The sequence below is a fragment of the Helicobacter sp. MIT 05-5294 genome, from assembly GCF_000765675.1.
GTDB lineage: Bacteria > Campylobacterota > Campylobacteria > Campylobacterales > Helicobacteraceae > Helicobacter_D.
The window spans coordinates 66248-90133 of record NZ_JRPA02000003.1; the positions used below are offsets into that span (position 1 = coordinate 66248).

The 23886-nt window shown below is 38.1% G+C and carries 27 protein-coding genes and 2 tRNA genes; 10 read left to right on the forward strand and 19 right to left on the reverse strand.

The window, feature by feature from the left end:
• Positions 1-25: 25 nt before the first annotated feature.
• From LS69_RS02510 to LS69_RS02535, 6 genes are all read right to left on the reverse strand, one after another.
• Positions 26-724, reverse strand: a complete 699-nt coding sequence (locus LS69_RS02510; RefSeq protein ID WP_138121950.1) for a septal ring lytic transglycosylase RlpA family protein — start codon at positions 722-724, stop codon at positions 26-28.
• A 140-nt stretch (positions 725-864) separates the two neighbouring features.
• Complete coding sequence (locus LS69_RS02515) at positions 865-1944, reverse strand: lytic transglycosylase domain-containing protein (protein WP_138121830.1); 1080 nt, start codon at positions 1942-1944, stop codon at positions 865-867.
• 102 nt (positions 1945-2046) lie between these two features.
• Complete coding sequence (locus tag LS69_RS02520; RefSeq protein ID WP_138121831.1) at positions 2047-2529, reverse strand: hypothetical protein; 483 nt, start codon at positions 2527-2529, stop codon at positions 2047-2049.
• A gap of 25 nt (positions 2530-2554) precedes the next feature.
• The gene (locus LS69_RS02525; protein ID WP_138121832.1) at positions 2555-3232 is read right to left on the reverse strand and encodes a lysophospholipid acyltransferase family protein; all 678 of its coding nucleotides are present in this window, start codon (positions 3230-3232) and stop codon (positions 2555-2557) included.
• Between the two features lie 18 nt (positions 3233-3250).
• On the reverse strand, positions 3251-4573 hold the full coding sequence (gene miaB / locus LS69_RS02530; protein ID WP_138121833.1) for a tRNA (N6-isopentenyl adenosine(37)-C2)-methylthiotransferase MiaB: 1323 nt from the start codon (positions 4571-4573) through the stop codon (positions 3251-3253).
• Positions 4574-4582: 9 nt separating this feature from the next.
• Positions 4583-4825, reverse strand: a complete 243-nt coding sequence (locus tag LS69_RS02535; protein ID WP_138121834.1) for an HP0268 family nuclease — start codon at positions 4823-4825, stop codon at positions 4583-4585.
• A gap of 303 nt (positions 4826-5128) precedes the next feature.
• On the opposite strand from LS69_RS02535, the gene nusA reads away from it, so the two are divergent.
• The 8 genes from nusA (at position 5129) to LS69_RS02575 (ending at position 12189) form a co-directional block, all read left to right on the forward strand.
• Positions 5129-6256, forward strand: a complete 1128-nt coding sequence (nusA, locus tag LS69_RS02540) for a transcription termination factor NusA (RefSeq protein ID WP_138121835.1) — start codon at positions 5129-5131, stop codon at positions 6254-6256.
• A gap of 116 nt (positions 6257-6372) precedes the next feature.
• Entirely contained in the window at positions 6373-7830 is a 1458-nt protein-coding gene (locus LS69_RS02545) for a peptidylprolyl isomerase (RefSeq protein WP_138121836.1), read from the forward strand.
• A 45-nt stretch (positions 7831-7875) separates the two neighbouring features.
• The gene (gene ftsA, locus LS69_RS02550) at positions 7876-9282 is read left to right on the forward strand and encodes a cell division protein FtsA (protein ID WP_138121837.1); all 1407 of its coding nucleotides are present in this window, start codon (positions 7876-7878) and stop codon (positions 9280-9282) included.
• Between the two features lie 23 nt (positions 9283-9305).
• Positions 9306-10481, forward strand: a complete 1176-nt coding sequence (ftsZ, locus tag LS69_RS02555; RefSeq protein WP_138121838.1) for a cell division protein FtsZ — start codon at positions 9306-9308, stop codon at positions 10479-10481.
• A gap of 152 nt (positions 10482-10633) precedes the next feature.
• Positions 10634-11407 (forward strand): TSUP family transporter, encoded by a 774-nt coding sequence (locus LS69_RS02560; RefSeq protein WP_138121839.1) that lies wholly within the window; start codon positions 10634-10636, stop codon positions 11405-11407.
• Positions 11388-11957, forward strand: coding sequence for a DNA-deoxyinosine glycosylase (locus LS69_RS02565; RefSeq protein ID WP_238699072.1), 570 nt, complete (start codon positions 11388-11390; stop codon positions 11955-11957). The genes LS69_RS02560 and LS69_RS02565 overlap by 20 nt, the downstream gene beginning before the upstream one ends.
• 74 nt (positions 11958-12031) lie before the next feature.
• Positions 12032-12109, forward strand: a tRNA-Met gene (locus LS69_RS02570).
• 3 nt (positions 12110-12112) lie between these two features.
• Positions 12113-12189, forward strand: a tRNA-Arg gene (locus tag LS69_RS02575).
• Positions 12190-12481: 292 nt separating this feature from the next.
• Here the strand turns inward: LS69_RS02575 and LS69_RS02580 are convergent.
• Genes LS69_RS02580 through LS69_RS02600 form a run of 5 tightly spaced genes read right to left on the reverse strand, consistent with a single transcriptional unit; the run spans position 12482 to position 16106 of the window.
• The gene (locus LS69_RS02580) at positions 12482-13366 is read right to left on the reverse strand and encodes an ATP-binding cassette domain-containing protein (RefSeq protein ID WP_138121840.1); all 885 of its coding nucleotides are present in this window, start codon (positions 13364-13366) and stop codon (positions 12482-12484) included.
• A complete protein-coding gene (gene modB / locus LS69_RS02585; RefSeq protein WP_138121841.1) occupies positions 13363-14037 on the reverse strand; it encodes a molybdate ABC transporter permease subunit in 675 nt (224 codons plus the stop codon). The genes LS69_RS02580 and modB overlap by 4 nt, the downstream gene beginning before the upstream one ends.
• 33 nt (positions 14038-14070) lie before the next feature.
• On the reverse strand, positions 14071-14541 hold the full coding sequence (locus tag LS69_RS02590) for a molybdate ABC transporter (protein ID WP_138121842.1): 471 nt from the start codon (positions 14539-14541) through the stop codon (positions 14071-14073).
• Complete coding sequence (gene modA / locus LS69_RS02595) at positions 14534-15295, reverse strand: molybdate ABC transporter substrate-binding protein (protein WP_138121843.1); 762 nt, start codon at positions 15293-15295, stop codon at positions 14534-14536. The genes LS69_RS02590 and modA overlap by 8 nt, the downstream gene beginning before the upstream one ends.
• A 10-nt stretch (positions 15296-15305) precedes the next feature.
• Positions 15306-16106, reverse strand: coding sequence for a TOBE domain-containing protein (locus LS69_RS02600; RefSeq protein WP_138121844.1), 801 nt, complete (start codon positions 16104-16106; stop codon positions 15306-15308).
• Between the two features lie 145 nt (positions 16107-16251).
• On the opposite strand from LS69_RS02600, the gene LS69_RS02605 reads away from it, so the two are divergent.
• Positions 16252-16752, forward strand: coding sequence for a 3-isopropylmalate dehydratase small subunit (locus LS69_RS02605; RefSeq protein WP_138121845.1), 501 nt, complete (start codon positions 16252-16254; stop codon positions 16750-16752).
• A 17-nt stretch (positions 16753-16769) separates the two neighbouring features.
• Positions 16770-17831 (forward strand): 3-isopropylmalate dehydrogenase, encoded by a 1062-nt coding sequence (gene leuB / locus LS69_RS02610; RefSeq protein WP_138121846.1) that lies wholly within the window; start codon positions 16770-16772, stop codon positions 17829-17831.
• Between the two features lie 65 nt (positions 17832-17896).
• Here leuB and LS69_RS02615 read toward each other — a convergent pair whose 3' ends face one another.
• The 8 genes from LS69_RS02615 to ccoN form a co-directional block, all read right to left on the reverse strand.
• Complete coding sequence (locus tag LS69_RS02615) at positions 17897-19072, reverse strand: sugar transporter (protein WP_138121847.1); 1176 nt, start codon at positions 19070-19072, stop codon at positions 17897-17899.
• Between the two features lie 120 nt (positions 19073-19192).
• Positions 19193-19678, reverse strand: a complete 486-nt coding sequence (locus LS69_RS02620) for a hypothetical protein (RefSeq protein ID WP_138121848.1) — start codon at positions 19676-19678, stop codon at positions 19193-19195.
• Positions 19675-20259, reverse strand: coding sequence for a TPM domain-containing protein (locus LS69_RS02625; protein WP_138121849.1), 585 nt, complete (start codon positions 20257-20259; stop codon positions 19675-19677). Before LS69_RS02625 ends, LS69_RS02620 begins: the two co-directional genes overlap by 4 nt.
• A 113-nt stretch (positions 20260-20372) precedes the next feature.
• Complete coding sequence (locus tag LS69_RS02630) at positions 20373-20579, reverse strand: DUF4006 family protein (RefSeq protein WP_138121850.1); 207 nt, start codon at positions 20577-20579, stop codon at positions 20373-20375.
• Positions 20580-20591: 12 nt separating this feature from the next.
• Complete coding sequence (locus LS69_RS02635) at positions 20592-21473, reverse strand: c-type cytochrome (protein WP_138121851.1); 882 nt, start codon at positions 21471-21473, stop codon at positions 20592-20594.
• Complete coding sequence (locus LS69_RS02640; RefSeq protein WP_138121852.1) at positions 21474-21692, reverse strand: cytochrome c oxidase, cbb3-type, CcoQ subunit; 219 nt, start codon at positions 21690-21692, stop codon at positions 21474-21476.
• Positions 21693-21694: 2 nt separating this feature from the next.
• Positions 21695-22378 (reverse strand): cytochrome-c oxidase, cbb3-type subunit II, encoded by a 684-nt coding sequence (ccoO, locus tag LS69_RS02645; RefSeq protein WP_138121853.1) that lies wholly within the window; start codon positions 22376-22378, stop codon positions 21695-21697.
• Positions 22379-22390: 12 nt separating this feature from the next.
• A complete protein-coding gene (gene ccoN, locus LS69_RS02650) occupies positions 22391-23857 on the reverse strand; it encodes a cytochrome-c oxidase, cbb3-type subunit I (protein WP_138121854.1) in 1467 nt (488 codons plus the stop codon).
• Positions 23858-23886 lie beyond the last annotated feature (29 nt).

Sequence of the window (23886 nt, forward strand, 5' to 3'; positions counted from 1 at the left end):
AAGTTCAACCTTTAAGATTCTTTCTTTAATCGGTCGTGATAAATGCGCCTGTAATTTTTTGTGAAGCGACAAAATCTCTCGCTTCTGCTTCACTTTTAAACCCGCTTAACATCACACGATAAATCACTGAACCTTGCAACATATATTCCTTAATCACCACTTGATAATCGTATTGCTTTGCGTGGGTTTTTTGGTAGCTAATCGCCCCCTCTTTTTTTCTAAAAGCACCGATTTGCACGAGGAATTGGGAAAGCTGCATACTTTGCTGTGTATGTGCGACTTTATATTCGCTTCGTGCGAGTGTTTCTTGATTTAATGGCATAGAATCCGAAATCGCCCCATTAAATCCAATCACTTCTATGCGCACTCTTGCCGTGCCTTTGCCCACCATTTCAATATCTTTTGCCGCGCTATTGGACAAATCAATGATTCTTCCTGCAACGAAAGGACCACGATCGTTAATGCGCACGATTGTAGATTTGCCATTTTCTTTGCTTGTTACGCGCACAATCGTATTCATTGGTAAAGTTTTGTGTGCAGCTGTATGCGCATACATACTATAAGTCTCACCATTGGAAGTTTTTTTGCCATGAAATTTCGGACCATACCAACTTGCGATTCCGTCATAAGTTTCCCCAAGTGCCACATTGGTAGGATAATACCATTTACCATTGACTTTATAAGGCTTCATTGTCGCTTTTTGCGCTTGTTGGCTATTATTCATCACTCCATAATCAGGGGTGCTTGTTGCAGAAGTAGGAGAAGGATTATAATAAACATTATTTTCGCCAAACGAACAACCGCTCCAACCTAATCCAACAACAAAAAAAATCGCAAAACTTAATGGAATCCTGCAAAAATTTTTCACGCTTTGTCCTTATCAAGCGGGATAATAATTTCTTGGTTAATAGAAAGAGCATTGACATTTTTAATTTCATTGTATTGCGCAATGCGTTTGCTAGAAACCCCATAATGTTTAGCGATAGAATAAATCGTTTCTCCTTTTCTAACGCGATGAACTAGGTAAGGTTTCACTTGGAGTTTTTCTTGATTTTGTGCGTTTTCTTTGTAACGCGCCAAAAATTGGTAAGGCACATATACTGCGTAAGTTTTGGCATAAGTTGGCGTGAGATTACGCTTAAATTGTGGATTATAATATTTCAATTCTTGCAAACTTAATCCTGTTTGCGAGGCGATTCTACTAAGAGGAGTTGCCGGTGGGACTTCAATCGCGGTAAGCAAAGAGGTCGCTCCACGATTTAAAAAATAATCATAATCACTTGTTTTAAGTATATCCACATTGGCAAACATCAAAGAAACAGAGAGGATTTTACGAATATACATACGACTTTCAAGGGGAATATATTTAATCTCTGGGTCAAGCAATACACTAAGAGAATCACTACCAGCTTGTTCAATCGCGCGTCTTAGTCGTCCATCACCGCAGTTATAGGCAATCGCAGCAAGATACCATTTACCAAAACTTTCTTTAAGCGTTTTAAGGTAAGCAATCGCGGCTTTGGTGGATTTAATCGGATCTTTGCGCTCGTCAATTTGCGCATTGATTTCTAAGCCCAAAGATTTTGCAGTTTGGGGCATAAACTGCCACATTCCTGTTGCGCGTTTGCTAGACTTCGCTGTGAGAGAAAAGCCCGATTCAATCATCGCAAGATACAAAAACTCTTGCGGGATTCCCTCTTTTAAAAACATTTCTTTTAGCGTGGGGATAAATTCATAGCCATTTTTAAATTTAGCCAACAAATAATCTTGTCGCGCTTCACTCAAAAAAGTGTTTTTCACATCAACAAAATATTCATTATTTAGAAATTCCGGCTCTACATCAAAGGTTTTTAGGACTTCCTCACTATGCGTATCATAGCCCATAACGCCAAATTCTGCAAACCCAAAAGTAGCAATCAATAAGAGAGAATAAAAGATTTTCATTTGGATACCTTAAAAAATATTGAATTAAATGCAAGAAATAAATTCTATCTAAAATTTATAAAGTTTTCAATAAAAATAAAACATATTCTTAAGATTCTTAGCCTATTTTGCTTGAACCTGCTTTTTTTGTATGGATTCGTGCGCCTCTTCTAGGCGATTTTGTAGTTGCAAGAACCAATCTTGGTATTGTTGGAGCTGCATTTCTTCCTCTTGATTTGGATTATTGAGCATTAAAACCGCGTGATAATCTCTATCAAACTCTTCTACAATCCAACGCAACTGCAAAAACTCTTGAGGGCTTAAACTTCCCTGCTTTAGAATCTCTAAAGCTTGTTCGTAATTTTGTTTTGTTTTTTGTAAAAGATTCTGAATATTAATGCGTTGTTTGGATTGACTAGAAATGCCAAAAGCAGAACGATTATAAGGGTCAGCTTCTAAAGCTTGTGTGGCAAGTTGATAAGAAACTTCAAAATTACCCTTTGCAAACTCCCTCTTTGCCTCACGGCTTAAACTATAAGAGGGCGAAAAGTAAAAATATCCCGCAATCAAAACCAATAAAACAAAACCCCACGCCGCCCATTTCATCGTCAAAATTACCTCTTGTTAAGTTTTAATCCTCTTCCATTTTGGATTGAATGAGATTCTTTGCTTCTTCTAGCTCCAAAGATTCTATTTCCAAAGGCTCTTTTATCACGCAAAGCACCTTACTAAAAGGCTTTGGAATCTTGAATCTATCCCAGCTTTTAAACTCCCAAGCATTTTGATATAGAATCCTTGAAACCACGATAGGAGTTTTTGACTTTTGCGATAAAAGCACGATTCCATCGGCAACACTATGATAAGGACCGCTAGGACCATCAGGAGTAATAGCAATATATTCTTGATTCTGAATCTTTCTTATTGCCTCTAAAAGTGCGCGGATTCCTCCTTTAGAACTTGAACCACGCAGAGAATCAATGCCAAAATACCGAATCGTCCTACTGATTAGCTCTCCGTCAAAATGCTGACTGATGAGAACAGAAACCTTTTGATTTTGATTGCAAAATTTATTGCACACCAAAGGTTGCAGCAACAATTCTCCATGCCAAAATGCGATGATGAACGCTTGATTTTGTTGGATTCTTTCTAAGACTTTTGGGGAAATCTGAAATTCAAAACGAACCAAATATGATAAAACTTTGATAATACAAGCAAAAATTGGAGGAAGAATCTTGATAAAAACCTCTCTTTTCTTATGCTTCAATTTGTTTTTAAAATTTTTTAATTTTGCTGGATCTATCAAATACATTGCGGATTCTTAAATAATCTATGAAATAAGCTCCCCTAGAAGCTGCGCACCTTTGACTTGGCTGATTCTAACTTCGCAAATCTCTCCTACCAAACCGCTCTCTGCCTTAACCCTAACGAGCTTATTGGTATCACTGCGACCTTCAAGTAAAGAATGTGTTGCATCAAAACTTTCAAACAAAATCTTATGCACTCTGCCTATTTGCTTTAAATTATCTTCTGTTAAGATTTCTTTATGCCTGTCTTTAAGGCGTAAGAGACGCTCTTTTGCGATTTGCTCTTCTACTAACTCTACACTTCTATCCACTTCTAGCCATTTCTGCGCCTGTGTATGCGGACGCGTAGAGTAAATAAAACTATAAAGCGTATCAAAACGCACTTTTTCTAGCACATCTAAAGTATCCAAAAAATCCTCTTCACTCTCTGTGGGGAATCCCACAATAATATCCGTCCCGATACTCAAATTCGGAATCAAAGAACGCATTTTTTCCACACGATTCAAAAACCATTCCTTGCTATATCCGCGCCTCATCTTCTGCAAAATCGCGCTAGAACCGCTTTGCAAAGGCATATGGATTGCTTTGCAGATTTTGGGATTCTGCGCTACCTCTATAATAAAATCATCGTCCATATGCAAAGGGTGCGGAGAAGTGAAGCGAATGCGCTCCAAGCCATTAATTTGCGAGATTTCATTAAGAAGTTGCGTAAAGTTTATCGCGCGGTGGCTGTGTGAAAAGTATTTGCCATAATTATTGACATTTTGTCCCAAAAGCAGAATCTCTTTTGTGCCATTTTCCACCATACGCCTTGCTTCCTCTAAAATCAAATCGGCTGGGATTGAAATTTCATTTCCGCGCGTGTGTGGGACAATACAATAAGTGCATTTTTTGTCGCAACCAATAGAGATATTAATCATACCTTTTAATGGAGAATGGGGATTTGGGCTAAAAACATAAGCACTTTCATCATAATCAATATCCACCCAAGCAACACGCTTTTCGTGGATAATTTGCGTGATTTTAGAAACATTGCGCGCACCTAGCACAAAATCAACGGATTTTGTTTTTTTGAGAATCAAATCCCCTAAATGACTTGCTGTGCAGCCACAAACGCCAATCTTTGCATTTTCTTTCTTAATCTTTGCGTATTGTCCAATTTCTGAAAATAGCTTTTTTTCAGGCTTTTCACGAACTGAACAAGTGTTAATCAAAATCAAATCCGCTTCTTTGGGATTCTGCGTTAATGAGTAATGTTCCTTTTCTTCTAGCTCTGCAATAATGTGCGCACTATCACGCTCATTCATTGCACAACCAAGAGTTTCAATATAAAGCTTTTTGCTCAAAGGGGCTACTTACAAAATGTGCATTTCATACATATAATCGCCCTCGTCTAATCCATAGCGAACTTCCCTAAAATACGCTCGTTTACCCTTTTTTTCAAAATATTCTAGCAAAGATTGCATTTCTTTGTGGGAATTTTCTTTGTCGCAATAAAAAATATCCGTGTTTTTATCCTCTAGCATTTCTTCTAGTTTCTTGATTGTAACTTTCATTGGCTTTTCGTTGATATGTTCGCGTGCTAATTTAATATCCATATTTCACCCTTAACTTTTTTAGAAAAATATTTGATTATACAGATTTTTTACTTAAAAATTGATTCAATTCTTTAAATATACTTTGATTTAGGGATTCCAACATCAAAATAATTTGCGCTAAAGCCCTTAAATACTCATAAGATTCTATGGTTTAAAGTGCAAAATCTTTAATTTATCCCCAATATCTTCTTACGCTAAAGCAATTATAAATGAAATATAAGCTAGAATTGAAAAGTTATTTTTAAGATTATCAACCACAATGACAACTTAAGATATTGGACAAAAAATTTTCAAGGATAGATTTTGGAAAAAATATTGGATATTATTGAAGGTATCTCCTATGAAAAGGGATTACCGATTGAGAATGTTTCTGAAGCAGTGAAAGAAGCGGTGATAAAAGTCGCCAAAGAGACTTTGGATTCTAACATTTACTATGAAGCAGAGATTGATAAAAAAAACAAAACACTTCACCTTTATCAAGTGATTCGCGTGTGCGAGAATGACGACCCCAACACCGAAGACAAAAACAATTTCATTCCTTTATCAGAAGCGAAAAAACACGATAATGAAATTAAAGTCGGCGATGAATTGCGCTATGAATTAAGCTTAGAAGACATGAGTAGAAGTGCGGTAAATATGCTATTTCGTGAGCTTGAATTTAAAATCCAACGCCTCATTGAAACACAGCTCTTTGATAAATACAAATCACAAGTTGGCAAAATCGTCAGCGGAAATGTCGTGCGCATTGACAATCTAGGAAATACTTTCGTGGAGATTGACGAAATCCGTGCGATTCTGCCTAAAAAGAATCGCATTAAAGGCGAAGAGTTTAATGTCGGGCAAGTTATTGGGGCAGTGCTTAAACATGTGGGGATTGACCGCCAAAATGGGATTATGATTGAATTAAGCCGCACCACACCTAAAATGCTAGAAGAGCTTTTAAAACTAGAAGTGCCAGAAATTAAAGACGGGGAAGTAGAAATCGTAAATTGCGCAAGAATTCCCGGAGAACGCGCCAAAATCGCTTTGCAAACTACTTCTGCCAAAATTGACCCCGTAGGCGCGACAGTTGGAATCAAAGGTGTGCGCATCAATGCAGTTTCCAAAGAGTTAAAAAACGAAAGTATTGATTGCATAGAATACTCTCCACAACCTGAAATCTACATTGCTCGTGCGCTTTCACCCGCGCTTGTAATTAGTGTTGTAATAGAAGAAAACAAAGCAATCGTAAGTATTACAAATGAACAAAAACCAAAAGCAATCGGCAAGAGCGGAATCAATATTCGTCTTGCTTCTATGCTTACAGGTTTTGAAATTGAGCTAAGAGAAATTGATAGCGTGATTCAAGATACACAAAGCGCAAAAGAAACCAGCACACAAGAAGCACCTAAAAATAATCTTAACATTCTTTCTTCTCTTTTTAAGGAATAAAACAAAAAATAAGATTATTTTACCGCTTTTTAAATGTTTTTAGAATAGAATCCCAAGCTTATTTCAAAAATAAAATTGAGATTTTAATAATTTTAAATGATAGTTGGAGTTTTTTTATGATTGGTTGGATGCAAAAACACAAAAAATATTTAATCATCACGATTTGGATTAGCACGATTGCATTTGTCGGGGCAGGATTCGTAGGTTGGGGGAGTTATAGCTTTTCAAGCACGAGCAATGCCGCAGCCATCGTAGGAGAAAGACAAATCAGCATTGAAAAACTACAACGAGAATACGCCAAACTTTACAACCTCTACAATCAACTCTTTAATGGCTCGTTAGATAATGAACAAGCCAAAAAAATAGGAATTGAGGAACAAGCCTTAAACAATCTCATTTCACGCGCTTTAAGACTTAACTATGCTTATGATTTAGGTTTGCGCGTCAGCGAAGAAGAGATTGTCAATATGATTGCTTCAATGGATACTTTCCAAAACAATGGAAAATTTGACAATGAAATCTATAAACGCCTCTTGGCAGACAACCAACTGCGTCCTAAAGATTTTGAAGAAGAAGTAGGCGAAAGTTTGTTGCTAGAGAAATTAAATGTGCTTTTAGAGATTCCGCTCACACCGCTTGAAACACAAATGATGAGTGCAGCGTATTTCACAGAAGATCATATCAAAATTCAGATTCTAAGACAATCCGATATTCTTTTCACACCCACATCAGAAGCCATCAAAAAATATTGGGAAGAGAATCAAGATATTTATCAGACGGAGCGCGGCTATGAAATTTTAAGCGTCCTAATCTCTCCCAACCAAATCCAAGCCGATGAAGAAAGCTTGAAAAAATATTATGAGGATTTCAAAAACCAATTCTTAGATTCTAATGGACAACTTCTGCCTTTCAAAGAAGCTAGGGAGCAGGTTTTAGAAAAATATAAAGACGCCCAAGCAGAAAAAGAATCCCTAAAAGAATATATTTCCCTACGCAAAGGAGAGAATCCTAATGCCAAAACGAGCGTTATTTACGAAGGTGATACACATTATGAGGTAGAGCTTTTAAATATCTTAAGCCAGACAAAAGAACAAAGCACAATTAAACCAATCAAAACCAAAGAGGGTTATATCACCGCAAAGGTGATTAAAATCATTCCAAGTGAGCCAAAATCCTATGAAGCCGCCAAATTAGACGCCACAGAAGATTTTATTAATTTTGAAAAAGCAAAACTACTAGAAGAAAAAGCCAAAGCCCAATTAGCTGATTTTAAGGGCATAGATGTTGGTTATTTAAGTCGTGAAAGTCGTATCAAACTTGAAGGTTTGGACGAGCAAGAAAGTCAAGAATTTATCGCACAACTTTTTACCAAAACACAGGCAAAAAATTATATTTTCTTAAAAGATAAGATAATTTTATATGAAATCCTTGACCAAAGACTAAAAAATTCTGATATAATGGCGAAAAATTTAGATTTTTTAACTCAAAGCGGTATGCAAGTCAAGTCAAGACTAGCAGATGTCGCTTTGATGGAATATTTATTAAAAACTTATAAAATCGTTAGAAAAATCTAAAAGTATGGTAAAATAATAGAATGATTTGGAACAAAGGATAAGGATTTGGAGCAGACACTCTTAGGTATTGATATAGGTTCAACAAAAATCTGCGCAATTATCGCCACTTGCAAAGACGGAATCCCGCATATCATCGGCACAGGATTCCATAAATCACAAGGTCTCAAAAAAGGTTCTATCACCAATATAGAACAAGCAAGTCGGGCAATCAAAGACGCCGTAAATGACGCGAGGCGCGTAGCAGGGACAAATATCAATAAAGCAGCAATCTCCATTTCTGGTGCTTATACCAAAAGCACCAACAGCAACGGAGTTGTCAATATTCCCAATAATGAAATTGGCATAAAAGAAATTAACCGCGTAATCCAAACCGCCCTTTATAATGCGTCTATCCCTAGCGAATACGAAGTTGTGCATATTTTACCTTATAATTTCAAGCTAGACGACCAAGACTTTATTGATGATCCTATGGGTATGAGTGGTAGTCGTTTAGAAGTTTCAGTCCGTATCATCACAGCACAAAAATCAAGTCTAGGAAACCTTAAAAAGGCTATCAAGGGTGCGGGGATTGAAATTAGCAACATTGTGCTTTCCTCTTATGCTTCTTCCATTGCTGTTTTAAGCGAAGACGAGAAAAACTTAGGAGTTGCTTGTATTGATATGGGTGGAAGCACTTGTGAACTAATGGTTCATGTAGGAAATTCTCTGCGATACAATGATTTCTTGTGCTTGGGTTCTAATCATATTACCAACGACTTAGCGGTGGCACTCCATACTCCACATTCTATTGCAGAACAAGTAAAAATCCAATATGGTGGCTTCCCAAAAGCTTCAGAGGACACAGAAAATCTTATTGAGATTCCAAGCATTGGCGGTGGAGATAGTGGCAAACATCAGGTCTCTCTTGCCACCGTGTATAGTGTTAGTTATGCGCGTGTGGAAGAAATTTTACAATTTCTAGCCAAATCCCTAGAACACAGCAACTTAAAAGATCAATTAGGAAGTGGGGTCGTGCTCACAGGAGGCATGACCCAATTAGATGGAATCCGTGATTTGGCAATGGCACTCTTTGGCGTCCCTGTTCGCCTTGCCAAACCCATAGAAATTGATGGTTTATTTACAGATTTAAGAGGACCAGAATACTCCACAGGAATCGGATTAATCCTCTATGCTTCAGGTAAATACACAAACTATGAAATAGATTCGGAAAAGCGGATTCGCTATCATAATGAGAAGTTAGAAGAAGATGTTGCACCATTTACAAAAAACATTCTCCCTTTTGATCCATTAAGGGAAAAGCAACAAACGATTCCAAATCCCGTAAATAGCGTGCCAAAAAGTGGGTCAGATATTAAACAAGATTTAAGCGACATCAAAGAAATCAAGAAGATTCACACCAAAAATAACAATTTCTTTGGACAACTGTGGCAAAAACTTACACAAATGTTTTGATTTAATTTAGGAGGAGTAAAGCAATGATAGAAATTCAAGAAGTCAATCCAAAATTCGGCGCAAATATTAAAGTGATTGGCGTTGGTGGCGGTGGTAGCAATATGATTGGGCATTTAATCAATACAGGCACTTATGAGGGTATTGAATTAGCGGTTGCAAACACAGACGCACAAGCGATTAGTAGTTCAAATGCCCCTATTAGAATCCAACTCGGGGCGAAACTTACAAAGGGTTTAGGCGCAGGTATGAAACCTCAAGTGGGCAAAGATGCAGCATTAGAAAGCTATGAAGAACTCAAACAATTTTTAGAGAATACTGACATTGTTTTCATCTCCGCTGGGCTTGGTGGTGGGACAGGCACAGGAGCTGCACCTGTCATCGCCAAAGCAGCTAAAGAAGTAGGCGCACTCACCGTATCTATCGTAACTAAGCCTTTTCGTTGGGAAGGAAGACAACGCGCAAAACTCGCAGAAGAAGGCTATCGCGAACTCAAAGCAGAAAGTGATTCTATCGTTGTGATTCCTAATGAAAAACTCCTCTCTATTGTAGATAAAAATCTTGGGCTTAAAGATAGTTTTAGAATCGTTGATGATGTGCTTGTGCGTGCGGTTAATGGAATGAGTGGTGTAATTTTATCTCATAGCGCAGGGGATATTAATGTGGATTTTGCTGATGTTAAAACCGTGATGCACCACAAAGGTATGGCACTTATGGGGATTGGCGAATCTAGCGGTGCAGACGCTGCGAAAGAGGCAATCAAAATGGCGATTGAATCTCCCTTGTTTGATAATATGTCTATTAATGGCGCAAAAGGCGTCTTGGTGCATTTTTATTTCAATCCTGATTATCCTTTAGCGGAAATCTCCAATGCAATGGAAATCGTAGAAAGCAATACAGACCCAGAAGCAGAGGTCATCTTTGGAACAACAACCGATTCAAGCGTAGAAAGAGATAAAGTGCGTATTACAATCGTAGCCACAGGATTCGAGCGTGATGTTGCACAAACTACCGCTACAACTTCAGAAGTAAGTAGCACGGAAGATGCTTCCACGCTAAAGCTTGTGAACCCAAAAGATATGAGCCAAAAAATCAATCAACAAGACAATGCTCTTCGCGTAAGAAAAAAAGTTAGCGGGGGAGAATGTGTCAATGAAGACTATTTAGAGATTCCTGCATTTATACGCAGACAAATAGACTAGCTCCCCTTAAACTCCCCAACACATTCTTAAAGAATGTTTTGGAGGGGATAAACTTCAATCAAGCCTCCGAATTTCACTTTGGAATGCAAGGATTTTGATTAAAGTTTATGCCTTGCAATCTAGCTTTAACAGACAAAACCTAAGGAATCTTAATGCAAGAAGTTTTCTCCAATCTTGACTTTTTCCTGCTTTTAAGTTTATTCTGCGTGGCATTTGTCGCGGGATTCGTGGATTCTATCGCAGGAGGTGGAGGAATGATTACAATCCCCGCCCTTTTGCTTAGCGGAATCCCACCGCTTGAAGCCTTAGCCACCAACAAGCTACAATCCACTTTTGGCAGTGCTTCAGCAGCTTACCACTTCTATCAAAAAGGCTATATAGATTTTAGACGCTATTTCCCCTTTGCAATCCTTGTCTTTGTTTTTTCGGCAATCGGGACGATTGGAGTGCAGTTTATCCACACAGAATTTCTCTCTAAGATTCTACCTTTTTTGATTCTCCTCTTTGGAATCTATTTTTTATTTTCTCCAAGAATCAGCGAGGAGCAAAAAGCTACCACAATCCACAAAGGATTCCTAATGTTAGCCCTTGCTTTTCTTGGGTTATATGATGGCTTTTTTGGACCGGGCACAGGCTCTTTTTTCATTCTAGCATTAATCCTTTTAGGTGGATTTGGAATCACTCAAAGTCTCGGGCAAGCCAAATTCTACAATTTCGCTACCAACATTGCTTCCCTAATTTTCTTCGCACTCGGTGGTAAAATCATTTGGGTAATCGGCTTTGTTATGGGAATAGGACAGCTCATCGGGGCAAATTTAGGCTCTCGCGTGGCAATCACTTATGGAATCCGCATCATCAAACCTCTTGTGGTTATTATGTCCTTTATTATGGCGGCAAAGTTGCTTTATGAGCAATTTTTATCCTAACGCCAATCTCCCAATGAAAACGCATAATGCCAACAAACAAACTTCGGATTCTATTTTGCTCCACCCTTTCGCGCCAATTTTCTATCATGATTCCAAAATCCTTATTTTAGGTTCTTTTCCCTCCATTATCTCGCGCGAACAAAATTTCTATTACTCCAATCCACACAATCGTTTTTGGCAAGTATTAGCAAGATTATTTTCCTGTGAATTACAAGATAAGAATCGCGAAGAAAAAATTTCATTTCTGCAAATGCACAAAATTGCGCTTTTTGATGTTTGCTTAGAATGCAAAATCACAAAGTCGAGCGACAACACTCTCAAACCCATCAAAACTGCGCCACTAGAATCTCTGATTCAAAACACGCAAATCCGCCATATTTTCTTTAATGGCAAAAAAGCGGCGCAAATCTACCAACAAGCCTTTAAGGATTCTGCGATTCTTCTTTTGCCGCATACTGCCTTACCCTCTACAAGCCCAGCAAATGCGCGGTGGAATCTCAATCAACTCTGCCAAGATTGGAGTGCAATCCTCACGCCATTATGTGACTAAAAATACAATCCAAATGATACTTTTAATGCCTCTTTAAAGAAAAAACGATAAAATTACATTTCCGCTTTTGGTATGCCAAGGTAGCTCAGCTGGTTTAGAGCGCTGGTCTCATAAGCCGGAGGTCGGGAGTTCAAGTCTCCCCTTTGGTACCAAGTGCGCTCATAGCTCAGCTGGATAGAGCAACGGCCTTCTAAGCCGTAGGTCAGAGGTTCGAATCCTCTTGGGCGTACCACCCTTTCTTTTTCTCATCAATCCAATAAAAAGATTCTTTAACTTTAAAATATTTTCCACTATTAAAGTCTTTCAATGACTCACTTAAACTTCAAGCATTGTTTAATTATTTAAAGATTCTGCAGGATAAAACCATTAAAGGAAATTCAATTTTTCCTACAAGAAAAAATGTAGAATCGCAGAATCTTAATTTTGTTTTTAGATTCTATTTTAAAGTTAGAATCCTGAAATTGCAATGCAAATTATTACAACAAAGTTTTGCCAACTTTTGCAATCATAGAATCTATTAGAAGCTAACGAGAATGCCCTATCTTGACAAACACAGGATTCCACGCTTTAGAGGCAATCATCACCAAATCCCCACTCTGCAATCCTTCCGCTTCTTTTTTGCTTGTTGTAATCTGAATAATCTCATTTCCCACCAACACACTCACAACACACACCAAACCATTTTCCCTAACTTCCAACACTTGTCCATTTTGACGGAACTTCCCGCTTGGCAATCCGTCCAAAAAGACTTCATTTGGCAATCCTAGCTTGTCAATCTTGCCCGATTCCAAATGCACAACGAAATTGGACAGAAAAAACACTTCGCTAAAATTATGACTTACCAAAAAAGTAGTGAGCTTAAAATGCCGATGAATACGCAACAACTCCTCTTGTAATTTATGCGCCATCGCATAATCAAGTGCAGAAAATGGCTCATCAAGCAGTAGTATTTCCGGAGAGCGAACCAACGCACGCGCCAATGCTACGCGTTGTTGTTGTCCGCCACTTAACATATCAGGCTTTAAGTCGCGTAAAGCCCCAAGCTCGGTAATCTCTAACAAGGATTCTATGCGATTCTTAGGTGCATTTTTAGGCAAAGCAAAGCGCAAATTTTCCTCTACACTCATATTAGGAAAAAGCGCGTAATCTTGAAATACGAATCCGATTCCGCGCTTTTGTGGCGGTAGATTGATTTTGGCTTTAGAATCATACCAAGTCGCACCATTAACCTGAATGATTCCACAATCTGGCTCACCAAGCCCCGCTAAAATGCGCAGAATCGTAGTTTTTCCTGCGCCGCTTTTACCAAACAGCGTAATTAAATCTTGAGACTTCAACTCACAACAAACTTCTAAGGTCAAATCACCTTGTGTGCTATGCAAACGCTTTTTAAAATCCAAAAATATCATTTTGCTTTTCTTTTGTTGAGATAAAAAGTAATGAGCAATACAGAAAAAGTAATCACAAAGAGTGTCAGGGCATATTGATGTGCAAGTGCGTAATTAAGAGATTCTACCTCATCATAAATCGCAATACTCGCCAAGCGCGTTTGTCCTTGAATATTCCCCCCAATCATCATTACGACCCCAAATTCTCCAATCGTATGAGCGAAAGTTACGACAATTCCTACAAGCACAGAACGCGAGATATTGGGCAACAAAACAGAATAAAGAATCCTAATGCGACTTTTGCCAAGCGTCAAAGCCGCTTCAAAAAGCGATTTTGGCAAAGCGGCAAAACCCGCTTGAATAGGATTCACCATAAAAGGAAGCGAAAAAATCACCGAACCTACAATCAAGCCTTCAAAACTAAAAACAAGCTTCAAATTAAAAGTTTCTAGCAAAAACTTCCCCAAAGGACTTTGCGGACTAAAAGTAATCAAAAGATAGAATCCAAGCACACTTGGCGGCAATACAAGCGGCATAGAGACGATCGCTTCTAAAATCGGCGTCGCGCGACTTCGCGTAAAAGCCAAAAAATAGCCCAATGGAATTGCAATCAACAATAAGACAAAGGTTGTAATCAAAGCGACTTTAAAAGTCAAAAACATTGTGATTAAAAAATCATTGAAGTTTTCCATTTTGCCTCCTATGCCCTTTTTGGATTCTCTTTTTCAATCTTTGGGTTGCATTTTTTCCGTATCAAAAAAGAGCATAATTTCACTCTCTGGAATATGCCAAAAAACAAAATCCCCCACTCTTAATCCATTGCGCTTGATGAAATCCAAATCACAAAGCGCGTAAATTACGCCATTTTCTGCTTCTTTTACTTGAAGCGTCAATTGCGCGAAAAGATTGTCTTCATCTATTTGTAGAATCTCCGCCCTAAAAGCATTGCACACGCCCTCTAGCTTGAGTGCCACTACAACATTGCTTTCTTTAAAGCCCAATTGCAAGGGCTGATGGAGTAGCGGGGCAATGAAATTAGAATCTTCCAACAATAGCACTGCAATGCAATTTTGGGATTCTACATTTTGTGCGCACTCCAATTCTTGCACACACATAAAATCCCAACATCGCACAAAAAGGCGCGAAATGCCTTTTTGTTCTATGAAATTCTCTAAAATCCCATATAGCTTATTCAACGCTATAACCAAATTTTAGGAATTTTTCTTTCGCTTCTGCGCCTAGAATATAAGCTTTGAAATCTTGAGCTAGTTTAGAATCTTTGCCATAATTTGGGATCACTAACGCTTGGTCAATAGGCTTATACAATTTCTCATCAATGGCGACATAACTCATCTCTGGCGTATTGATTCCGCCCTCTCCAAGCATAGAAAGCGCAGTGAAGCCAACTTCTGCATTTTTGGATTCTACATAAGTAGTTGCCGCGCCGATGCTTTCACCTGTTACAAATTTAGATTCTACTGCATCTAGCATTTTGGTTGCGGTTAATGCCTCCACAGAAGCTCTACCATAAGGAGCAACTTTTGGATTTGGGATAGAAATATGCGTAATTTTTGGATTGAGAATATCTTTGAACTCTTTAAGCTTGAAGTTCTCATTATTGCTCCAAAGCACTAATTTACCTTTCGCATAAATCTCCTCTTTAGCCGGTGCAAGTTTTTCCTCATAGAGTTTTGCGGGATAACTCACATCTGCAGCGACAAACAGATGAATTGGCGCACCATTTTTGATTTGCGCATAAGCTTTACCGCTTGAAATATAAGAAATTTCAATCTTATCATTTGGCTTGTCTTTTAGAAAATCATTTTTGATTTCTTCTAATACATATTTCAACGAAGCAGCACCCAAAACTTTAATTTCTTCTGCTTGTGCGCTTAAAGACAAAACTGCCCCACAAATTCCAACGGCTAAAAATTTTTTTACAAAATTCATTTTTTCTCCTTTAAATTCCTAAAATTACATTGTTTGCTTTGAATCCAAACCAAACTTTCTGTCCTACTTTGAGTGCTAGATTCTCTTTAGAATCTTCCGTAATCACTGCGCTAAAAATTGTCTTATCACTTTCCATTTCCACTTCGCAATTCACCGCACCTTCTACGATGTTTTTTACCACACCGCCAATGCAATTTTTTAACGAAATGCCTTTGGGTTCTTCTGTGAATACAACAATCCAATTTGCCTTAATAAGCGCATAGGCTTCCATTCCGACTTTCAATCCCAATTCTTTTAAAGAATGCAAAGTAATTGTGCTAGTAATTTGCGTTGTCTTATTTATTTGCAACACAATTTCCGCATTTACTTTGCCCTCTTTGATAGAGACAATCTCGCCAAATAGCTGATTCCTTGCACTTGTTTTAATCATAAATCTCCTTTTAACGCATTGTTTCCATTTGGAATAATCCATCACGGAATCCCATTCATTCAAATTACCTTCAAAAAGCATAAAAAGCTCCTTTTGCACGCGTTCCATTTCGCGAAAGATTCGGATTGCTTCTAAGCCTTTTTGTGTAATCTGCGTTCCACCGCCACCCTTACCACCTGTTACACGCACAACTAAGGGTTCTTTTGTGATTTTGTTCATCAAGTCAATGCTATCCCAAGCCGCTTTGTAACTCATTTTCATTTCTTTTGCCGCTTTGGAGATAGAACCACTTTGCGCAATGCGTTCTAGCAACTCTACTTTGCCCGTCCCTAAGAAATTTTTGTCTTGCTCTTTAATCCAGAGTCTTCCTTGCACTTGCATTTTTGCCTCCAAAACTTAAATTTTGCTTTTTAAAACCGAAACAAAACAAGCAAATTATATTTTAATATATAACGATTGTCAATACCTAAAATTTATATTTGCTTTGCTATAATGTTTAGAATTTTTCAAATTTTAAGGGGCGTTTATGCAAAAACAATTTAGCGGAAAAACTTGGAAATTTGGCGATAATATTGATACGGATTTAATTATCGCCGCAAGGTATCTTAACACGAGCGACAAGGCAATTTTAGCCTCGCATTTAATGGAAGATGCACGCGCAGGATTCGTGGATATTATCCACAAAGGCGATATTATCGTAGCAGGTGAAAATTTCGGCTGTGGCTCTAGTCGCGAACACGCTCCTGTGGCAATCAAAGAAGCAGGAATCAGCGCGGTGATTGCCAAAAGTTACGCGCGTATTTTTTATCGCAATGCTTTTAATACCGGTTTGCCTATTTTAGAGATTGAACAAGCGGATTCTATTAATGAGGGCGATATTTTAGAGATTGATTTAGAAGCAGGAATCATCAAAAATCAAACCCAAAATTGCACTTATCCTTTTGCGCCGATTCCTCCTTTTATGCTTGAATTGCTAAAAAGCGGAGGATTAATTCCTTATGCTAAAGCGCAAAATGTAACCCAATAATTTAAAAGGTAAAAACAATGAAAACTTATAAAATCGCTGCGATTAAAGGTGATGGGATTGGACCAGAAATTATTAATGAAGCAATCAAAGTCTTAAAGGCTACTGCGCAAAAATTCAATTTTGCGTTTGAATTTGAAGATTTTTTGATGGGCGGAATCGCGTATGATTTGACACAAAATCCTCTTCCTGATGAAACCATCACGGGTTGTTTGAATGCAGACGCAACGCTTTTTGGTGCTATTGGTGGCGAAAAGTGGGATAATTTGCCACGAGAATTACGACCTGAAAGCGGACTTTTGCGTCTAAGAAAAAGTTTAGAGGTTTTTGCGAATTTTCGTCCTGCAAAAGTCTATAATGAACTTCTTGAAGCAAGCACTCTAAAACCAGAAGTTGTGCAAGGAGTAGATATTCTTGTCGTGCGTGAATTAATCGGCGGAATCTACTTTGGCACACCAAAAGGACGCGACAAAAATCGGGGCTACAACACAATGGTGTATAGCACAGAAGAAGTGGAACGCATTGCGCATTGCGCCTTTAAAGCCGCACAAACACGCAACAAAAAAGTCTGCTCTGTGGATAAGGCAAATGTGTTAGATGTGAGCCAACTATGGCGCGAAGTCGTCAGCGAAGTGGCAAAAGAATATCCTGATGTGGAATTAAGCCATATGTATGTAGATAATGCTGCAATGCAGTTAATTAGGAATCCTAAGCAGTTTGATGTAATTCTAACAGGAAATCTTTTTGGGGATATTCTAAGCGATGAAGCGAGTATGCTAAGTGGCTCTATTGGCTTACTACCCTCTGCGTCCATTGGGGGCAAAGCGGCGATTTATGAACCAATCCACGGAAGTGCGCCAGATATTGCTGGACTAGGAATCGCAAACCCCATTGCCACCATTGCAAGTGCTGCAATGATGCTGCGTTACTCATTAGGAGAACAAGAAGCCGCCAACACGATAGACGCCGCTATTGAAAAAGTCTTGAAAGAGGGCTACCGCACTAAAGACATTGCAAACTTTAATGCCAAAGAAATTTGCTCTTGTGAGCGTATGGGAAGTGTGATTGCCGACCACATTTAAATTCATTGTGGAATCTTAATTACGAGATTCCACCTAGACGATACATTTTACTCCTAAAGATACACTTACTTCGCAAACCAACCTTTATAATAAATGCAAACACAAAGTGCAATTGCAGCACCCACATAACCAATATTTTCAATCCCCAAATGCCCAATCACGATTCCACCGATAAATGCTCCGCTTCCGATTCCAACATTATAGATTCCCGAAAACATTGACATTGCCACAGAAGTGCCAATAGGGACAAGATTGAGGACTTTGGATTGGAAAGTAAGATTAAAAATCGTAACACACAAGCCCCAAAGCACACAAATCGACAAAGCACTCAATAAACCAAAACTCACTCCAACAAGGCTCATTAATGCAATAAAAATCCCAAAAATTGCGAAATTCAAAAAGAATCCCTGATGTGTATCGTAATATTTGGAAAACAAAAAACTTCCCAAAAAACCAACACAACCAAAGACAATCAGCACAAGAGTAACGACATTTTCCCCAAAATTTGCATATTGCATCAAGAAAGGTTCAATATAGCTATAAGCAATAAAATGCGCACTCACAAGGCAAAGAGTGATTCCATAAATGCCGATTAATTTGGGAGTTTTCAGTAATTTAGGCAAACTTCTTGGAGAAATCGCACCTCCGCTTGGGACATTCGGCAAACTTTTAAACAAAATCAGTAAAAGCAAAAACGCCACGATTCCAATTGCGAAAAAACTCATTCTCCACCCTAAGTGAAGCCCAATCACTCTACCTAAAGGCAATCCTGCTATTAATGCAATACTTGTGCCTGTGGCAATGCAACTAAGAGCCAAACTCTCCTTGCCCTTAGGCGCAACACGCACTGCCAAAGGCGCGGCGATTGACCAAAATAACGCATGCGCACACGCAACACCAAGACGCGAAAGCATAAGCGTCCAATACCCATTCGCAAGTGCAGAACCAATGTGGCTTAAGACAAAAAGTGCAACCACAACAAGCAAAAGTCGCTTCATTTCAAAACGCGAACAAGCCAACATCAAAGGCAATGAAGCCAAAGCCACTACCCACGCATAAAGGCTAATCAAAAATCCAGCTTCCGCTTCACTGACACCAAAATCATCAGCAATTAAACTCAAAAGCCCTATTGGCACAAATTCGGAGGTATTAAAAGTAAATGCAGCGAAACTAATTGTAAGAACTGCTAACCACATTTTCCAATGAGAATTTATTGAATCATCTGCTTGAAGATTCTGCATAACATTTCCTAGATAAAAGATAGTTTGCGATGATTTATTTTAAATACATAGATTCCAAACATAGGATTAATTTAGGATTCCGCTATGATAAGGACTAATAAATCACGCATTGATTGGAAATTATTTTTGAATAAAATATTCTTGAGAAATGCAGATGGAATCTTCACCAACTTCTACCAATGCTTCACTTTGATAGCGTCCTAGATTCTGCACTTCAAAGGTCTTGCTTTGCCACAAACCATCAACCAACTCCCCTTCTCCCAAGATTTGATCCTCTTTAGTGGTATGGGGGCGTGTGATAAAAAAGCTTACCTTAGCGTTCGTTTCTATTTTATTGTTTGCTTTATTGCTTAAACGCACAAAAACTTGACGAAAGCTTTGTATCTCTTGCTCCAATGCTCCTTCAAAAGAGACATTATACTTTTTCAAAAACATCTCATTTTTTTGAGTTATTTCATTGATATTTGCATCAATATCTTGCGAATTGCGTTGGCATAGGCTTTGTAATTCCACAGGATTCGTAATGGCAACTTTAATCGTCAAGATAATTAAGCCCACCACCACCATCGCAAGTAAAAAAATTCCAAGGGGCCAATAGTTTTTCATTTATTTCTCCTCAAATACACAAACAAGAAAAGCAAAAGCAAGACAAACAACATCACATAAAGAGTCGTGCGCACTGCAATTTTCACACCTTTATTTTCTTTTGGGAAACCATGCTCTAGCGTGATATTTTTTGAGTCTGCGATTCTATCTGCAATATCCACAAAACCATTCAACAAAAAAGCGGATACATTTTGTTTGGTCAATTCTTTGTCATCTTTAGGAATCAAAGGCACAATATAATCCCAATAAACAGACTTTTTATCAAATAATTCTTCTGCTTCCTTGCTCGCACGAATATCTATTTTTTTTTCTTGACGCACAAAAAATAAGAGGACAAAAGGGCTTTTAAGATTCTTTAAATATTCTTGTTCTTGCTCTTCAAGATTCATTGTTCCTAAACTTTCAAGAGCAACAACATATAGAGAGACTCCTGTCTTTTCAAAGACTTCATCAGATAAAATTTCCATAAAATTTGTTGTTTTATCAAGAAGTTGATTTTGATTTTCTAACACATAGGGCTTACCTATCGCCAATGTGCAAAAAAATAGGGAAAGAATCCCTATTTTGAGCATTTTTAACATTCATTACCCAACATAAAGAAGCATATCAGGAATGAAAGCAACTGCGATAGATGCAATGATAACTACAATATGAGCCGCAAAAAGAATTTTTTCTAATCCACTATATCTCATCATTATTTTGCTCCTACTTCTTTATAATGCTGTGCATTATCAATACTTTTCATTTGTAGGGTATTCGCATTTTCAATCGCATAAGGATTGTTTGCTTGCGCACTTTGTGTTACCACTGCTGCATAACCCAAACAAAAAACAATACTAAGCAATAATACAACTGCTACGATATAGCCCAAAAGTCCATTAACTCCAAATAAACCATTCATACTCAAACCTCCTTAGTTTTTCTCTGAATAGATAAAATGCGCCAAGGCTTCTTTTTGCTTATCTGTTAGCATTTGAGATTTAAAGGTTGGCATAATACCAATATGTCCTTTTTTGCCTTTTTCGAGCACTTCAGCTACAAATGCTGGAGTTCCGTATTTAGTAAGGTCTGGTGCCATACCTCCCATACCTGCGCCATCATCACCATGACAAGCATTACAAGTTGCAGCACTATAAAGTTCTTTACCTTTAGCTACCAATTCTGGGTATTTTGTGCTTTTTGTTTCAGAAATCTCCGCCATCACATACGCAGCAACTGCTTTTTGAGATTCTTCACTATCTAACACACCCGGTGCAACTTCACTAAGTGGCAACATATCTCCAAGCATATAACCTAAGCCTTTACTACCATTTTTAATGGTTGTGATAATACCTTCTTCTCTACCCCATTCTGTCAAATTAGCAGCTGTGCCATTCATACCTTCTGTTGTAATTCCATGGCATTGTGAGCATTGAACTAAAAATAGGTTTTGCCCCATTTTAGTTAAAGTTGCTGCGTCAATATTTTGCCATTGCGCTTCAAATTTTGCATTATAAGCTTTCACTTCTTCGTTGTATTCTCCAATTTGAGAATAAGTATTGAGAGGATAACCTACAAACCAATACCACAAACCCCAAATCAACAACACAAGATAAGTTGCACCCCAACCGATTGGAATGTCATTTTTAAACTCTTTAATACCATCCCAATCTTCACTTGTTAATTCACCTTCTGCCTTGCTATCTTTCATCTTTTTGATGTAACCACCGACAATGAAAATAGTCAAAGCTAAAATTGCTACGGCGCCAAGTAATCCAAGTTGATTTACGCTGTCGCCCAAGTTAAACCATTCCATTTAGCTCTCCTTCTTTTCGTCTTTATTGTTTCGTTTTTCCACTAAAGCATCATTCAAGTCATCATCTAATGCAAGCCTTGCATATTTTTCATAATCAATCTTTCCGCTTCTTTGGCTTTTATAAAGATAATAAATATATCCATACAATAAAACTACCAAAAGAATCGTAATAAACCAATAGGCATAGCCCTGAATGATTCTTATCGTTTCATATTCCACGATTAGTTAGCCCTTCTTTTTTGTCCTAAGCTATTCAAATAAGCAATCAATGCTACGATTTGCTTAATCTCACCTCTCTCAAGCGCAGCTTTCACTTCTGGATCTTTCATATCTTCTGCAAGAAGTTTTGCCTCTGCTAAAATCTCTGCTTTTGCTGATTCTAAATCTCCTAATTTAGGATTGTTTTCTGTATCATAAGGAACAGAGAAAACAACTTTTTGTGTATAAGCTTCTGCATAAGCGGTTTCTGCATCTACATTTTTGCTATACAAGTGTTTATATGCTGGCATAATAGAACCAGGAACTACTGCAGTTGGCTCTAGCATATGCTCTTCATGCCAATCTGTTGTTCTATAATCGCCTACACGATGTAAATCTGGTCCTGTTCTTTTAGAACCCCATAAGAATGGTCTATCATAAGCATATTCACCGCTTAAGCTATAAGCACCATAGCGGTCTGTTTCCGCTTTGAATGGACGAATCAACTGCGAATGGCAAGCATTACAGCTTTCGCTAATATAAATCTGACGCCCTGCAGTTTCCAAAAGAGTATAAGGCTTAAGATTCTCTGTTGGGCGTGAAGCCTTCGCAAAGTCTGGTAGAATCTCAACCAATCCTGCAATAGAAAATACCAATAAAAAGACTACCGTAAAGAAAAACGGATTTTTTTCCAACCAATGAAACATCACAAGCCTCCTTTACGCTGCCATTGGAGTTGCATATTTGGGTTCGCTTTCAAGTTCCCGACTAGCAACAATGGTCATAATAATATTATAAACAAAGATGATAAAGCCTACAAAATACAATACTCCACCAATTGCCCTAATTGTAAAGTATGGCATCAACACGGTTACAGTATCAATAAATGAATAAGCCAAGCTTCCAAACTCATCTGTTGCTCTCCACATCATACCTTGTGTGATTCCTGCAATCCACATACTTGAAAAATAAAGAATGATTGCGATAGTTTGCACCCAGAATTGAATATCCATTAATTTTTTAGAATAGATTTCTCGTTTAAACAATCTTGGTGTCACATGATAACAAGCTGCAATAATTGTAAATGAAACCCAACCTAATGCCGCATCATGAACATGCCCAATAATCCAATCTGTAAAGTGTGCCAAAGCATTTACGGATTTGATAGATTGAATCGGTCCTTCCAAAGTCGTTAGCATGTACCATGTAGAAGCTAAAAGTAAGAATTTAATCAATGGAGATTCTTTAAGCTGATGCCATTGTCCTTTCATAGTTAGAAGCATATTTACTGCTGTTCCCCAAGAAGGCAAAATCAATACAACTGAAAAAATTGAACCCATTGTTTGCATCCAATCAGGAACTGTGGAATAAATAAGGTGGTGGCTTCCTGCCCAAATATAAACAAACATTAATCCCCAAAATGAGAATAAAGTCAATTTATAAGAGAAAATAGGCTGTCCGGATTCTTTTGGTAAGAAATAATACATCACACCAATAATACCTGAAGTAAAGACGAAAGCAACCGCATTATGTCCAAACCACCATTGAACCATCGCATCGTTTGTCCCTGCGTACAAGGAAATAGAATGCCAAATAGAGCCCACCCCGGAAACTAAGTAAGTTGGAATTGAAAGGTTGTTAAAAATATAAAGCGCGGAAATCGCTACAAATGTTGCAATAAAATACCACAAACTAATATAGATAGTTTGTTCGCGTCTTACGCCCATTGAACCAAAGAGGCTAACCCCCCACAATACCCACACAACAACGACCAATAAGTCTAGGGGCCATACGAGTTCAGAATATTCTTTTGATTGGCTCATACCGGCAAACAAGCTGACAACTGCCAACGCCATTAGCACGATATAAACCCAAAAATGCAAATGCCCAATCACTTTTAAAAATGAATGCTCATTATAAGAAATTTTTAAAACTCTCTGTCCCAAATAATACCAGGCTGTCCAAATACCACTCAATGTAAATCCATAAATGATTCCATTTGTGTGTAAAGGTCTCAAGCGTCCGAATGTCCCGAACTCACCGGCTAAATAATTAAGGTCTGGGAATGCCATTTGACAAGCTATCACAACACCCAACAACAATCCAACAATACCAAATGCGATCGTTGCAAAAAGAAATAATTTTGCAATGGAGTAATCATACTCTAACGCAGGATTTGATTGCATATTTGCTCCTTCCTCTAAGATTTCCCTCA

Coding starts and splice junctions, on each gene's coding strand:
- LS69_RS02600 (WP_138121844.1), bottom strand. CDS start 16,106: ATGCAAGTGCAAGGAAGACTCTGGATTAAAGAGCAAGACAAAAATTTC.
- leuB (WP_138121846.1), top strand. CDS start 16,770: ATGAAAACTTATAAAATCGCTGCGATTAAAGGTGATGGGATTGGACCA.
- LS69_RS02625 (WP_138121849.1), bottom strand. CDS start 20,259: ATGTTAAAAATGCTCAAAATAGGGATTCTTTCCCTATTTTTTTGCACA.
- LS69_RS02525 (WP_138121832.1), bottom strand. CDS start 3,232: ATGTATTTGATAGATCCAGCAAAATTAAAAAATTTTAAAAACAAATTG.
- LS69_RS02605 (WP_138121845.1), top strand. CDS start 16,252: ATGCAAAAACAATTTAGCGGAAAAACTTGGAAATTTGGCGATAATATT.
- LS69_RS02635 (WP_138121851.1), bottom strand. CDS start 21,473: ATGGAATGGTTTAACTTGGGCGACAGCGTAAATCAACTTGGATTACTT.
- modA (WP_138121843.1), bottom strand. CDS start 15,295: ATGAATTTTGTAAAAAAATTTTTAGCCGTTGGAATTTGTGGGGCAGTT.
- ccoN (WP_138121854.1), bottom strand. CDS start 23,857: ATGCAATCAAATCCTGCGTTAGAGTATGATTACTCCATTGCAAAATTA.
- LS69_RS02565 (WP_238699072.1), top strand. CDS start 11,388: ATGAGCAATTTTTATCCTAACGCCAATCTCCCAATGAAAACGCATAAT.
- LS69_RS02615 (WP_138121847.1), bottom strand. CDS start 19,072: ATGCAGAATCTTCAAGCAGATGATTCAATAAATTCTCATTGGAAAATG.
- LS69_RS02580 (WP_138121840.1), bottom strand. CDS start 13,366: ATGATATTTTTGGATTTTAAAAAGCGTTTGCATAGCACACAAGGTGAT.
- LS69_RS02630 (WP_138121850.1), bottom strand. CDS start 20,579: ATGAATGGTTTATTTGGAGTTAATGGACTTTTGGGCTATATCGTAGCA.
- modB (WP_138121841.1), bottom strand. CDS start 14,037: ATGGAAAACTTCAATGATTTTTTAATCACAATGTTTTTGACTTTTAAA.
- LS69_RS02560 (WP_138121839.1), top strand. CDS start 10,634: ATGCAAGAAGTTTTCTCCAATCTTGACTTTTTCCTGCTTTTAAGTTTA.
- ftsZ (WP_138121838.1), top strand. CDS start 9,306: ATGATAGAAATTCAAGAAGTCAATCCAAAATTCGGCGCAAATATTAAA.
- LS69_RS02620 (WP_138121848.1), bottom strand. CDS start 19,678: ATGAAAAACTATTGGCCCCTTGGAATTTTTTTACTTGCGATGGTGGTG.
- LS69_RS02520 (WP_138121831.1), bottom strand. CDS start 2,529: ATGAAATGGGCGGCGTGGGGTTTTGTTTTATTGGTTTTGATTGCGGGA.
- LS69_RS02545 (WP_138121836.1), top strand. CDS start 6,373: ATGATTGGTTGGATGCAAAAACACAAAAAATATTTAATCATCACGATT.
- ccoO (WP_138121853.1), bottom strand. CDS start 22,378: ATGTTTCATTGGTTGGAAAAAAATCCGTTTTTCTTTACGGTAGTCTTT.
- LS69_RS02515 (WP_138121830.1), bottom strand. CDS start 1,944: ATGAAAATCTTTTATTCTCTCTTATTGATTGCTACTTTTGGGTTTGCA.
- LS69_RS02510 (WP_138121950.1), bottom strand. CDS start 724: ATGAATAATAGCCAACAAGCGCAAAAAGCGACAATGAAGCCTTATAAA.
- LS69_RS02535 (WP_138121834.1), bottom strand. CDS start 4,825: ATGGATATTAAATTAGCACGCGAACATATCAACGAAAAGCCAATGAAA.